Below are 13,866 nucleotides of genomic sequence, written 5' to 3'. Positions count from 1 at the left end.
CCACGATCATCAGGTAGCGCTGCTGGTTGGCCAGCTTGTAGACCTGCACCGCCTCGAAGAGGTTGTTCGTGGTGTCGGTCATGATGGTCTGGTAGCTGGTGCCGAAGCTGCCGGGGAAGTTGCCGATCGGCATGCTGGCCCGGTAGATGCGGCCGTTGTCACCGGCGAAGAACAGGTACATGTTCTGGTCGTCACCGATGAGCGCCTGGTCGATCGGGCCGGTGCCCGAGTTGGAGATGCTGCCCGAGAACAGCGTCTGCGGCGACGACCAGCCGTTGGCGTTGGTCGGGTTGCTGGAGGTCCGGTAGGAGAACGCCGGGCCGCCCCACTGGTAGGCCAGCACCCAGATGCTCTTGGGCGCGAAGTAGAACAGCGACGGCGCGACCGTGCCCGAGTTCATCGCGTTCTGGGTCGCCGAACCCATCTGGGAGTAGTTGCTGAACAGGGAGAAGTTCATCGAGCCCCAGCTCGACCCGAAGTCGTGGGTGGTGGCGTAGACGAGCTGCTGCCCGTTGTACGGGGCGACGGTGAAGTCCTTCAGCGACACCCAGCCCGAACGCGGCTGCGCGAGCGCGCCGGTCGAGGTCCACCGGTAGGTCGAGGGCAGGTTGCAGTTGCCGGTCGGCGAGGGCGTGGGCGTCGGCGAGGGCGACGGGTTGGGGTTGCCGCCGCCGATCTGGACGAGCTGCCACTGCTGGTTGTTGCCGCCCCAGTCGTCGTACTGGACGACGTTGGCGTTGTCAGCCGTGGACGCGCCCTGCACCTCGAGCGCCTTGTTGCTGTGGCGCGCGATGAAGCGCACGTAGCCGCCCGCGCTGTCGGCCAGGCGCCACTGCTGGTTGGTGCCGTTGCCGTCGCTCCACTGGATGATCGCCGCGCCGTTGGCGGTGGAGACGCCGGAGACGTCCAGCACCTTGCCGCTGTGGCGGGACTTGATGCGGTAGTAGCCGCCGCCGGAGTCGACGAACTGCCACTGCTGCTGGTTCTGGTCGTTACGGGTCCACTGGGTGATGCGGGCGCCGTCGTTGGTCGCCAGGTTGTAGACGTCCAGGGCCTTGCCGCTGTTGCGGTTGACCAGGACGTACCAGGCGTTGGTGTCGACGGTGGCGGCGTTGGCCGAGGGTAAGGCCACGAACAGCGCCGCCACCAGAGCGGCGATGACGGCAATGGGTTTGAACTTCACGTTTTACTCCGATTTCATCCGACTTGGACGAGTTGCCACTGCTGGTTGGTGCCGTTCCAGTCGTCGTACTGGACGATGTTGGCCCCGTCGGCCGTGGAGGCTCCCTGAACCTCCAGGGCCTTGCTGCTGTGCCGTGCGATGAGCCGGACGTAGCCGCCGCTGTCGGCGACACGCCACTGCTGGTTGGTGCCGTTGCCGTCGCTCCACTGGACGACCGCCGCGCCGTTGGCGGTGGAGACGCCCGAGACGTCGAGCACCTTGCCGCTGAGGCGGGACTTGAGGCGGTACCAGCCGCTGCCCGAGTTCACGAACTGCCACTGCTGGTTGGTGCCGTTGTTGCGGGACCACTGGGTGATGCGGGCGCCGTCGGCCGTGGACAGGCCGTAGACGTCGAGTGCCTTGCCGCTGTTGCGGTTGAGCAGCACGTACCAGGCGCTGGTGTTGATCCCGCCGCCCGACGTCGGGGTGGGCGTCGGGGTCGGGGTGGCGCCGTTGTTGAGGGCACTCAGGACCGAGTTGTACGCGGCCTTCTTGTTGCCCGAGGAGTCGAACAGGAGCGCGTTGTCACTGCCGCGCCAGGAGTCGCTGTCGCGGATGCCCCAGACCGTGATGCCGTTGCACCGCGCCACGTTCAGGCAGGCGCGGGTCACGCCGGCGAAGATGTTGGCCTGGTTGGAGCCCTGCAGGACGTCGAGTTCGGTGATCTCGACGTCGACGCCCAGGTCGGCGAAGCGCTGGAGGTTGGCCTGGTAGTCGCTGGACAGGGAGCCGCCCAGGTGGGACTGGAAGCCGACGCAGTCGATCGGCACGCCCCGCGACTTGAAGTCGCGCACCATGTTGTAGATGCCGGTGCTCTTGGCGTTGATTCCGTCGGTGTTGTAGTCGTTGTAGCAGAGCTTGGCCCCGGGGTCGGCGGCGCGCGCAGCTCGGAAGGCCGCCTCGATCCAGTCGTTGCCGGTGCGCTGGAGGTTGGAGTCGCGCCGCCCGCCGCTGCCGCCGTCGGCGAACGCCTCGTTGACGACGTCCCAGGAGTGGATCTTGCCCCGGTAGTAGGTGGCAACCCGCGTGACGTGGTTGATCATCGCGCTGCGCAGGTCGGAGCCCTCCATGCCGCGCGCCCAGCTCGGCTGCTGCTGGTGCCAGAGCAGGGCGTGACCGCGGATCTTCATGCCGCGCGAGATCGCGTGGTTGGCGATGCGGTCGCCGTTGCCGAAGCTGAAGTTGTTGCGCGACGGCTCGGTCGCGTCCCACTTCATCTCGTTCTCGGCGGTGACCTGGTTGAACTCCCGGTTCAGGATGTTCATGTACGTCGAGTCGCCCATCCGGCCCGCGGCGATGGCCGCGCCGAAGTAGCGCCCGCCGCGTTCGGCCGCCGAGGCGCCCAGTGTCGAGGCGGCGTCGGCCGGCCCGGTGAGCGTCACCGACAGGCCGGCGCCGAGCAGCGCCGCGGTGACCAGGGACAAGATTCGTTTCATGAACGGGGTCGCCTTTCTTGGGTAGGGGGGTCGCCCGGTCGCCCGGTCCGGTCGTCCTGCCACGAACGGACCGGGCGGCTGAGAACGGCTAGGGAGTGGTGAGGTCGAAGCGGTTCACGGTCACCGCTCCGCCGAGCGCGCTGGTGGCGTAGTTGAAGATGCCGAACCGGTAGCCCATGAAGAACTGCCAGGCGTTGTTCAACGTGAAGGCCGGGCCGAGCGTGGTGAAGTTCGTCCCGTCGGTGCTGTAGGAGAAGCGGGCCGTGCGTCCGGAACCCGGCCGGATGTCGGCGTTCACCCGCAACCAGATCTTGCCGCCGGAGATGTTCGCGCCGGCCTGTTCGCTGCCGGTGCCGGTGGTCGCCCAGCTGCTGTTCATCGTCAGCCCGTTGGTCATCGAGACCCGGTAGGCGCCGTTGTCGCGTCTGACCCCGATCCAGGCCGACTGGTCACGCAACATCGCCAGGCCGGCCCGGTCGCCGTTGGCCATCTGCGAGTAGTCGAGCTCGATCGTCGCCGTGGACGACGGGCCCTGGATGCGGTGGGTCAGCGTGTTGCGGGCGTTGTAGATGTCGTTGGTCACCGTCGCGGTCTGCAGGCGCAGGCCGTTGCCGGTGGAGAAGCGGCTGGTGTCGGGGTTGTGGTTCCACTCCCACCGGTGGCCGAGACTGCCCCCGGAGAAGGTGTCCGGGCCGATCATGGAGGCGACCGTGCGGTTGGTCTGGATGTTCGGCTTGGGGTAGTTCACGCCCCAGCCGCCGTTCACCGTCTGGATCACCGGCCAGTCGTTCACCCAGTTGATCGGCGCGAGCGCCGGCACCCGGCCGCCCGGGTAGGCGTCGACGAAGGACATGTAGTACCAGGCGCCGCTCTGGGTCTGGACCAGCCCGCCCTGGTGCGGGGTGCCGCCGCCGGAGATCGGGCTCGGCATGTTGAGCAGGACCTGCTGCATCGTGTACGGACCCCACGGGGAGGTCGAGCGCAGCACGTACTGGCCGTTGGCCGGGCGGGTCAGCCAGATGTAGTAGTAGTTGCCGCGCTTGTAGAAGCGCGCGCCCTCCAGGGTGCCCACGCTGCTCGGGGTCTGGAAGACCTGCTGGGCGCGGACCTGGCTGAGGCCGTCGGCCGACAACTGGGCGACGCTGATGGTGCCGTTGCCGTAGGCGACGTACATCGTGTCGTTGGTGTCGATGAGCAGGCCGGCGTCGTAGTAGCACTGGTTCATCCGGGCGCGCTTGGTCCACGTGCCGTCGACGGCCGAGGCGGTGTAGACGTAGGTGCGGTTGAACTCGGTGCAGCCGTACCAGTAATAGGTGCTGTTACTGGGCCGGTAGTTCAGCGTCGAGGCCCAGATGCCCTTCACGTACGCCCGTCCGCCGTTGAGGTCGTAGGCGTTGGAATCGAAGTCGAGGCGGGGGACCGAGTGGCCCGCGTACTCCCAGTCGACCAGGTTGTAAGAGCGCAGGATCGGCGCGCCCGGCGAGTAGTGCATGGTCGAGGCGGAGTAGTAGTAGGCGTCGCCGACCCGGATGATGTCGCCGTCGGCGAAGTCCTGCCACACCACGGGGTTGGTGTAGTTGCCGCCGGGGTTGGGCGTGGGAGTGGGCGTGGGGGTCGGGGTGGCACCGCCGACCGGCACGAACTGCCACTGCTGGTTGGCGCCGCCCCAGTCGTCGTACTGGACGATGTTTCCGCCGTCGGCCGTGGAGGCGCTCTGCACTTCCAGGGCCTTGTTGCTGTGCCGCGCGATCAGCCGGACGTAGCCGTCGGGGGAGTCGGCGAGCCGCCACTGCTGGTTGGTGCCGTTGAGGTCGGTCCACTGGACGACGGCCGCGCCGTTGGCGGTGGAGACGCCGGAGACGTCGAGCACCTTGCCGGACAGGCGCGACTTGACGCGGTAGTAGCCGCCGCCGGAGTCGACGAACTGCCACTGCTGCTGGTTGCCGTTGTTGCGGGTCCACTGGGTGATGCGGGCGCCGTCGGCGGTGGACAGGTTGTAGACGTCCAGGGCCTTGCCGCTGTTGCGGTTGACCAGCACGTACCACGCGTTGGTGTCGACCGTCGCGGCCGACGCCTGCTGGGTGGTGATGAACGCCCCCACCAGCAGTAACGAGGAAAGTATCGCCAGCAGGCGTCTCACAGGAACCTCCAGAGGTTGTTGGCCGAGCCGTTGTCGTCGGCGAGCACGGCCTGCGCGCCCTGAGCGGTGCCGCTCAGGCCGAGGACCCGGCCGCCGTTGGCGCACTGGATGCGGAAGGCGGCGTTGGACCCGTAGCGCAACCGCCAGCGGTGGTCGTTCGCGCCGTTGTCGGCCCACTGCAGGACGCGGGAGCCGGCGGCGGTGGCGGCGTTCTCCACGCCGAGCACCTTCTGGCTGTTGGAGTTGCGCAGGCGCAGGTAGCCGCCGGTGTCGACGAGCGCCGTCCACAGGTGGTCGGCGGTGCCGGTGTCGCCCCACTGCACGACGAGCGCGCCGTCGGCGGTGGACATGTTCGTGACGCCCAGGACCATGCCGGTGCCGACGTTCTGGATGCGCCGCGCGCCGTTGGGCACGAACCGCCACAGGTTGTCGCCGCTGCCGTTGTCGGAGTCCTGGACGGCCTGCGCGCCGTTGGCCGTGGAGCCGTTCTGGGTGCCGAGCAGTTTCGAGCTGTTGACGTTGCGGATCTTGACCGCGCCGTCGCCGTTGTCGGTGATCGTCCAGCGGTGGTCGGCGGTGCCGTTGTCGGCCCACTGGAGCACGCGGGCGTTGTCGGCCGTCGACATGTTCTCGACGCCCAGCACCTTGTTGCTGTTGACGTTGCGGAACCGCAGCGCGTTGCCGTCGACGATCGGCACCCAGTCGTGGTCGGCGGTGCCGTTGTCGGTCCACTGCAGCGCGAGGCCGCCGTCGGCGGTGGACATGTTCTGGATGCCGAGGGCCAGCCCGCTGGCCGCGTTGATCAGGCGGAAGCTGGCCGAGCCGCCGCCCCCTCCGCCACTGGTCGCGAAGTAGACGACGTAGTTGTGGTTGTGCGCGTCGTAGAAGGGGCCGAGGTTGATCGACCCGTTGGCGGTGAAGGCCAGCGACGACGTGCTCGTGCGGGTGATCGTCGAGGGGGTCAGGGCCGGGGCCGCCGACAGGGAGGTGCTGCCGTAGTTGCCCGACAACACGACCGGGCCATACACGATCGCCTGGAGGTTCGGGTTGTCGTTGGCGGCCTTCATGAGCACGCGCATCGGGAGCTGCACGGTCACGGTGTCGCCGGAGGTCCAGCTGCGGGTCAGGGCCGCGTAGGTGCCCGGCGTGGTGGTGATGTTCTGCGGTACGCCGTTGACGCTGACCGTCGCGCCCAGGGTCCAGCCCGGGATGCGGATCTGCATCGTCCACGAGCCGCTCACGTTGCCGGTGACCTGCAACGACGTGGTGTCGGTGACCGGGTAGGAGGTGGTCTGGGTGACCGTGATGCCGCGCTGCGACCAGTTGAGCGTCGAGGGCTGGAACAGGTTCACGAACAACGTGGTGCCGTTGTGGAAGTAGATCGAGTCCATCAGCTTGGTGTTGGTCTCGATGCCGGTGCCCTGGCAGCACCACATGGAGTTGTAGTCGGTGCTCCACGTGCCGCCGCCCCACGCCGGGCCGACGCCGCGCCGCCCGCCGGGGTTGAGCGGGGTGAAGTAGGTGACGTGGCCGCGCGAGTCGGCCGGGTTCTGCTGCCCGATCAGGTGGTTGATCAGCGCGTTCTCGTAGAAGTCGAAGTAGTCGGCCCGGGAGGGGTTGAGCTGCCAGAGCTCCCGGGTCAGCTTGAGCATGTTGTAGGTGTTGCACGCCTCCCCGGTGTCTCTGGACAGGTAGCCCGCGATGGCGTTGGGGGCGCGGAAGTGCTCGGCCTGGCTGTTGGAGCCGTTGGCGTAGCTGTGCGCGTTGACGGTCATCGTCCAGGCGTTGGCCGCGATGTCGCGGTAGCGCGTCGTGCCGGTGGCCTTGTACTCGCGGGCCGCGCCGATCCACTTGGGCACCTGCGTGTTGGCGTGCAGGCCGTTGAGCTGGTCCTGGTTGGAGGCCAGCGGGTTGAAGACGGCCGCGTGGTCGAACCGCTGGGCGGTGACGAGCCAGCGGGAGTCGCCGGTCATCTGGTAGAGGTCGGTCAGCACCGCGTTCATGCCGCCGAACTCGGTGCCGAGCATCGACTGCATCTGGCTCGACGACAACCGCGAGGTCCGGGTGTCGACCCAGCCGGCCAGGTTCAGCAGCACCGTCCGGGCCTCGGTGTTGCCGATCAGCCGCCACACGTCCAGCAGCCCGGCGAGGGTCTTGTGGATGCAGTAGTAGGGCACGTTGCCGTTCGACAACGTGCGGTTCTCCACCGCGGTGATGTCCGACTCGGGGAAGCCCGACAGGTAGCCGTTGGACGCCTGGCACTTGGCCAGCTCGGCGACCATGTAGTTGGCCTTGTCGCGGCAGGTCGTGTCGCCGAGCACGGCCCACGCCTGCGCCCAGGCGGTCAGGAAGTGGCCCTGCATGTGGGAGCGGAAGGGGAAGCTCGGGGCGTCCCACCCGCCGTTGGCCGAGGCTCCGTTGGTGGATCGGCCGTGGTTGGCGCGGAAGACGTACAACAACCGGTCGACGTCGACGAACCGCAGGTAGGCGAGGGTGCGGTTCTGGTTGTCGAGCCAGCGGCCGGAGGTGAGCCGCACCTGGCCGAGGTCGAATTCGTAGGCGGACACGCCGATGTCGGCCCGTGCCCAGGGCAGCGCGGCCTGGGCGGCGGAGGCGCCGAGCACCTGGCCGGCGGCCGTGAACGCGACACTCGCGCCCGCGGCCTGGAAGAGCTGGCGACGGCTCAAGGACATGGGGGAGCTCCTCGGGGATGGAGGGTGAGACGACCGGCAGGCGGTCAGGGCGGCCGGTCGTCGGTTTTCACCTGGTCAGGCCGGGTGTCAGCCTGCGGATTCTGTTAGCGATAACATTCAGCGCCAGGGAACACCCGGCGGGAAATTGCTCTTCGCCGCGGCGCTCAGAGGTGGAAGCGCCTGCACCGATGGGGCGCGGAGACGGCCGGCGCGGCGGTCTGGCGCGGGTCCGGTTCGTCGTCCGGCAGGGTGACGCGGAGATGATGGCCGGTCGCCGGGGCGTCGGCTCGGGAAACGTGCGTGACGACGAGGGCGGGTGCTCGTCGGGAAGAGGGCGCGACGGTCAGGATCGCGGAGGGGAGCATGCCGGTTCCTTGGGGGGTGAGGAGTCAGCAGGTGGAGGGGGTCCGATCAGCGGGAATGGTCACCGAAGTCTGTTATCGCTAACATTCGTGATCTCAGAGATCCATGGTCTGCTCCTGCGGAGGTTCGCGGTTGCCTGAGTACACCCAACTGCTGATTCGGCGTCAACAGTGCCGCCACCCTCGCTGAGCTGGGCATTGCCGGAGAGACTGCGCCCGGCCTGCCCATTCGCCCCGAGGGGGGCCGCACCTTTCGGTCCGTGCATGTGAAAATTTCATAGAAGTTACCTGTTGGCAACCGTAGATTTCCGGCATGGTTCGACCGGTTGTCAGATGGGCCCCGACCTGGTCGACAAAAGTTTCAGGAAAGTTGCGAAAAGTTTCGGCGAACGCTCCCGCTCGACGGGAGGAGGGTTAGCACCAGCAGCACAAACGACGCCGCGTGCCGTCCGAAAGCACCCATAGAATTCCGCTATGACCTCGACCGACGACGCCCCCCACGCCGGTCCGGCGTCCTCCGAAGCCCTGACTCTGTCCCAGCTCGCCGAGATGGCCGGGGTCTCGGTCGCCACCGTCTCCAAAGTCGTCAACGGGCGTTCCGAGGTCGGTTCCGACACCCGGGCACTCGTCGAGCGCCTCATCAGGGAACACGGGTTCCGGCGGCAGCGCCGCCGGGTGAAGCCCGCCGGGCTGGTGGAGCTCGTCTTCCACGAACTGGCCGGAGACTACCCGATAGAGATCGTCAAGGGCGTCAAGTCGGTGGCCGGGCAACACGGCCTGAGCGTGGTGGTCTCCGAGCTCGGCGGCCGGCACGTCCCCGGTCAGCAGTGGATCCAGGACGTGCTCAGCCGCCGTCCCGCCGGGGTCATCACGGTCTTCTCCGGGCCCACCGAGGAGCAGCGCGTGCTGCTCGCGACCCGTGAGGTTCCGCTGGTCGTGGTCGACCCGGCCGGAGATCCCGGGCGAGGGGTGCCGTCGGTGGGGGCCACCAACTGGAGCGGCGGGCTGGAGGCCACCCGCCACCTCCTCGAACTGGGCCACCGGCGGATCGCCATGATCACCGGGCCCGACTTCGCCCTCTCCAGCCGGGCCCGCCTCGACGGCTACCGCGCCGCCCTCGACGCCGCCGGCGTCCCGGTCGACCCCGACCTCATCTGCGTCGGCGCGTTCCAGGTCGACGACGGCGTCGTCTACACCCGGCGGCTGATGGAGCTCGACCGGCCGCCCACGGCGATCTTCGCCGCCAACGACGGGCAGGCGATCGGCATCTACCACGCCGCCCACCAGCTGGGCCTGCGCATCCCCGACGACCTCAGCGTGGTCGGCTTCGACGACATGCCGCCGTGGCGGTGGGCGATCCCGCCGCTCACGACCGTCCGCCAGCCGCTGACCGAGATGGCGGCGACGGCCGCCCTGATGCTGATCAACCTCGCCGAGGGGGAGCCCCTCCTCCAGCGGCGGGTGGAGCTCGGCACCGAGCTGGTGGTCCGGGGGAGCACAGCCCCGCCCCGGAAGTGACCGCGCGTCACGACCGCAACGACGACCAGGCGCCGTGGTCGGCCACCCGGAGCACGGCCGACAGGCCGGCCTCGTCGAAGGCGGTCTCCACCTCGGCCCGGCCCTCGGTGAAGTGGGTCCAGCCGTCGTAGTGGGCGGGGATCACCACGTCGACGTCCAGCACCGCGGCCGCCGCCGCGACCCGCCGGCCGTCCATCGAGACCGGGCGTTCCCGGAACTTGCCCCGCACCCGCGCCGCGCCCGCGTTCAGCACCGCGGCGTCGATCTCCGGCACCCGGCGGGCGATCTCGCCCACGACGCGCATCGAGGCGTTGTCGCCGCTGACGTAGACCGTCGGCAGGCCCCGGCCGGACAACACGAACCCGGTCACCTCGCAGTTGACGAAGCCGTCGGCGTCGCGTTCGCCGTCCTCCGGGCCGTGGACGGCGGGCACCGCCAGCACGAACAGGTCGCCGCCGCCGTCGGGGCGGGGCAGGGTGAAGGTCGTCCAGGGGTCGAGGGCGGTCGCGCCCAGCCGGGCGGCGGCGCCGGGCGTCGTCAGCGTGAGGACCGCTTCGGTGGCGAACGCGCGGCCCCGGTCGTCAAGGTTGTCAGGATGCGCGTCATGGCTGACCAGCACCATGTCGACGAAACCCAGTCCCGTCTCATCGACCACAGGCGGACGGGTTTTGGTCAGATAGCCGTGCGGTCCGGGAGGGTCGAAAGTGGGATCCACGACTATCCGCAGGCCACCCATGTCGACGACGGTCGTCGGGCCGCCCAGAACCGTCGCCGCGCAATCGCGCCTCGGCAGGTTCTGCTCACCACTTCGCTCGCTCACGGTCCCATGCTGCCGGTCGGCAAGTCCCCCCAGTGGCCGACACACCGCCCCGGCCGGGCGCCGAACCGCAGGTGGAAGGCCATTTATCAGCGAAAGCGCGCGGCGTCCCAATCTGGACAGCCCACTTGGCAATATCTCATCTAGCGGGACAAATAAGAGCTAACTAAACTCCCTGACAGATCGGAACGTTCTAAGGCGAACGGACCGGTTATCGTCAACCAACCGGGGAGGGTTGCAGCCCTTTTGCGTGTCCAATTTCGGACGCTCCCGGGGGGTGGCGCGATTCCTCCTTGTGCGGTGACGAATCCCCAGCACCCATGGAGGTTTCGTGTCAAGGTTAAGACTGACCGTCGCCACGGCCGCAGCGGTCGGCCTGGTGGCTGCGTTGGTCCCGGCTGGGTCGGCGGTCGCCGATCCCACCCCGACTCCCACGCCCTCGTTCACCGCCGTCCCGCTGACCAACCCCGAGGTGGTCACCGGGGCGAAGTCGCTCACCGGTCAGCTTGCCCAGAGCGACGAGGCGCTGCTCAAGGCGACCTCGACGGAACCGGTGAACGTCGTCGTCAAGCTCGACTACGACTCCCTCGCCGCCTACAAGGGCGGGGTCAGCGGATACGCCGCGACCAGCCCCAGCGCGACCGGCAAGGGGCTCGACCCCGACAGCGCCGCGGCCGAGAAGTACGTCAAGCACATCGAGGCCGTCGAGAACAAGTTCCTGGCCGCGCTGCCCGGCGAGGTCGCCGGCGCCAAGGTCGGCCAGAAGCTGCGCACCGTCTACGGCGGCGTCGCGCTCACCGTCCCCGAGAACGAGGCCAAGGACCTGCTGAAGCTGCCCGGTGTGGCGGCCGTGCAGCGGGACGGCCTGGAGAAGCCGCTGTCGACGGACGAGAGCGAGGCCATCGACGCCACGCCGGTCTACAACAGCCTCGGCGGTGCGCCGAATTCGGGCAAGGGCGTCATCGTCGGCATCCTCGACTCGGGCCTGTGGCCTGAGCACCCCATGATGGCCGACAAGCCCGGCCTGCCGACGCCCCCGGCCAAGGCCGACGGCACCCCGCGGACCTGTGACTTCGGCGACAACCCGCTGACCCCGGCAGCCGACGTCTTCGTCTGCAACAACAAGCTGATCGGCGGCCAGCCGTTCCTGGACACGTACAACATCGTGGTCGGCGGCGACGTCTACCCCGACTCGGCGCGTGACTCGAACGGCCACGGCACCCACACCGCCACCACCGCCGCCGGCGGACCGGTCGCGGACGCCAACCCGCTCGGCATCTCGCGCGGCGCGACCCACGGCATCGCCCCGGCCGCGCACGTGTCCGTCTACAAGGTCTGCGGCGCCGAGGGCTGCTACCAGACCGACTCGGCGGCGGCCGTCGGCCAGGCCATCCTCGACGGCGTCGACGTGATCAACTTCTCGATCTCCGGTGGCGCGAACCCGTACACCGACCCGGTCGAGCTCGCCTTCCTCGACGCCTACGCCGCGGGCGTGTTCGTCGCGGCCTCCGCCGGCAACTCGGGTCCCGGTGCGGCCACGACCGACCACCGCTCCCCGTGGGTGACCACGGTGGCGGCCAACACCCAGAAGCGGACCTTCGAGTCGACCATCACCTTCAGCGGTGGCGGCCCGACCATCAAGGGCGCCTCGATCACCGCCGGCATCGCCTCCGCCCTTCCGGTGGTGCGGGCGTCGGCGCCGCCGTACAGCGACGCGCTCTGCCTCACCCCCGCGCCTCCCGGCCTGTTCACCGGGAAGATCGTGGCCTGTGAGCGCGGCCCGAACCGCGTGCTCAAGGGCTTCAGCGTCCGTCAGGGCGGCGCGGCCGGCATGATCCTCTACAACAGCACGCCGCTCGACATCATGACCGACAACCACTGGCTGCCGACCGTGCACATCGACAAGCCGGCGACCGACGTCCTGCTCGCCCACCTCGCGGCCACCCCCGGCGCGACGGCGAGCTTCACCCAGGGCACCAAGACCAACTGGCAGCGCGACGTGATCACCACGTTCTCCTCGCGCGGCCCCGGCGGCGACTTCCTCAAGCCCGACGTCACCGCGCCCGGTCTGCACATCCTGGCCGGTCACACCCCCACTCCCGAGTCCCCGCTGGAGGGCCCGCCCGGGAACCTCTACCAGGTGATCGCCGGCACCTCGATGTCGTCCCCGCACGTCGCGGGCGCGGCGGCGCTGGTGTTCGCGGCCAACCCCGGCTGGACCCCCGGCCAGGTCAAGTCGGCCCTGGAGACCACGGCCCGCACCAACGTCACCAAGCAGGACCGGGTCACCCCGGCCGACCCGTTCGACATGGGCGGCGGCCGCATCGACCTGAGCCAGGCGTACAACTCGGTGCTGACCATCGACGAGACCGCGGCCGACTTCGCGATCTCCGCCGACGACCCGCTGAACCGCATCGACCTGAACATCCCCTCGGTGAACGCGCCCACCATGCCGGGCCAGATCACCACCACCCGTACCGTCAAGAACGTCACGGGCGAAGAGGTCGAGTACACCTCGCGCGGCAAGACCACCACCGCCGGCACGCACATCACCGTCACGCCGGAGCGCTTCACCGTCCCCGCGGGCGGCACCAAGGAGCTGACCATCACGATCAGCGCCCCCGACGTCCCGGACGGCCAGTACTTCGGTGAGATCGACCTCCGCCAGGAGGACGGCAACAAGGACCACCGCATCCCGGTGGCGTTCTACCGCCAGGAGGGCACGATCCCGGTCGACCAGACCTGTGCCCCGACGACCATCCCGAAGAACGCCGAGACGACCTGCACCGTCACCGTTTCCAACGGCACCCTGGACGACACCGAGGTCACCGCCACCAGCGTGCTCGACGGCCGCCTGCGGCTGAACAGCGTCACCGGCGCGACCCAGGTGAGCAGCCAGGAGGCCACGGTCACCACCACCCTCGACGGCCGCCAGCCCGACGAGCCGGTGATCACGCCGGGCGGTCTGTTCGGCTACATCCCGCTCGACGCCTTCGGCACCGCGCCGGTCCCGGTGGGCGACGAGCAGGCGGTCAACTTCACCGTCCCGGCCTACCGGTTCGCGGGGCAGACGTTCACCCGGATCGGCATCACGTCCAACGGCTACCTCGTGGCGGGCGGCACCAACGGCTCGGCGGACATCCAGTTCACCCCGCAGACGCTGCCCGACGACACCCGCCCGAACGGCGTGCTCGCGCCGTTCTGGACCGACCTCGACGGCACCGGCGCCCCCGGCGTCTACGCGACCACGCTGACCGACGGCGTGTCCGACTGGATCGTCGTCGAGTGGCGGGTGAACCTCTACGGCACCAACTCGCTGCGCACGTTCCAGACGTGGATCGGCGTCAACGGCGTCGAGGACATCAGCTTCGCCTACCCGGGCGCGCTGCCCTACCCGGGCGACGCCTACGGCCTGACCGTGGGCGCGGAGAACTCCGACGGCACCGCCGGCAGCCAGATCCCGGCGGGCACCGGCGTGACCAGCGACTACACCATCACCAGCACGCCCGGCGCGCCGGGCGAGACGCTGACCTACACGATGAAGGTCAAGGGCGCCATCACCGGCGTCGGCTCGGTCACGACCTCGGTCGTCACCGACCAGGTGAAGGGCGTCACCCAGGAAGTCGACAAGATCACCGTCCAGTAGCACGTGAACGGTGAACGGGCCCGGCGGTTCTC

At 69.0% G+C, this 13,866-nt stretch carries 7 protein-coding genes; 2 read left to right on the top strand and 5 right to left on the bottom strand.

The window, feature by feature from the left end:
- From AW271_RS18910 to AW271_RS18895, 4 genes are all read right to left on the bottom strand, one after another.
- Positions 1-1,183, bottom strand: a 1,183-nt coding sequence (locus AW271_RS18910; RefSeq protein WP_062338535.1) for a non-reducing end alpha-L-arabinofuranosidase family hydrolase, incomplete at its 3' end; no start/stop codon positions are given.
- A 14-nt stretch (positions 1,184-1,197) separates the two neighbouring features.
- Positions 1,198-2,658 carry a glycoside hydrolase family 10 protein gene (locus AW271_RS18905; protein WP_062338533.1) on the bottom strand — a complete coding sequence of 487 codons (1,461 nt, stop codon included), beginning with the start codon at positions 2,656-2,658 and terminating at the stop codon, positions 1,198-1,200.
- An 88-nt stretch (positions 2,659-2,746) separates the two neighbouring features.
- Complete coding sequence (locus tag AW271_RS18900) at positions 2,747-4,798, bottom strand: RICIN domain-containing protein (RefSeq protein ID WP_218008090.1); 2,052 nt, start codon at positions 4,796-4,798, stop codon at positions 2,747-2,749.
- Positions 4,795-7,491, bottom strand: a complete 2,697-nt coding sequence (locus AW271_RS18895; RefSeq protein ID WP_062338531.1) for a beta-L-arabinofuranosidase domain-containing protein — start codon at positions 7,489-7,491, stop codon at positions 4,795-4,797. Before AW271_RS18895 ends, AW271_RS18900 begins: the two co-directional genes overlap by 4 nt.
- An 836-nt stretch (positions 7,492-8,327) precedes the next feature.
- Between AW271_RS18895 and AW271_RS18890 the strand changes: the two genes are divergently transcribed.
- A complete protein-coding gene (locus tag AW271_RS18890; protein WP_062338529.1) occupies positions 8,328-9,371 on the top strand; it encodes a LacI family DNA-binding transcriptional regulator in 1,044 nt (347 codons plus the stop codon).
- Between the two features lie 7 nt (positions 9,372-9,378).
- On the opposite strand, the gene AW271_RS18885 is transcribed toward AW271_RS18890, so the two are convergent.
- Positions 9,379-10,191 carry an MBL fold metallo-hydrolase gene (locus AW271_RS18885; protein WP_062338526.1) on the bottom strand — a complete coding sequence of 271 codons (813 nt, stop codon included), beginning with the start codon at positions 10,189-10,191 and terminating at the stop codon, positions 9,379-9,381.
- A gap of 328 nt (positions 10,192-10,519) precedes the next feature.
- Here AW271_RS18885 and AW271_RS18880 point away from each other — a divergent pair, with 328 nt between their 5' ends.
- Complete coding sequence (locus tag AW271_RS18880) at positions 10,520-13,834, top strand: S8 family serine peptidase (protein WP_245653095.1); 3,315 nt, start codon at positions 10,520-10,522, stop codon at positions 13,832-13,834.
- Positions 13,835-13,866 lie beyond the last annotated feature (32 nt).

Origin of the sequence: Herbidospora sakaeratensis (assembly GCF_001570525.1) — a bacterium.
Lineage (GTDB): Bacteria > Actinomycetota > Actinomycetes > Streptosporangiales > Streptosporangiaceae > Herbidospora > Herbidospora sakaeratensis.
Note: the sequence above shows the minus strand (reverse complement) of the source record. Positions and strands in the feature narration are given on the sequence as shown.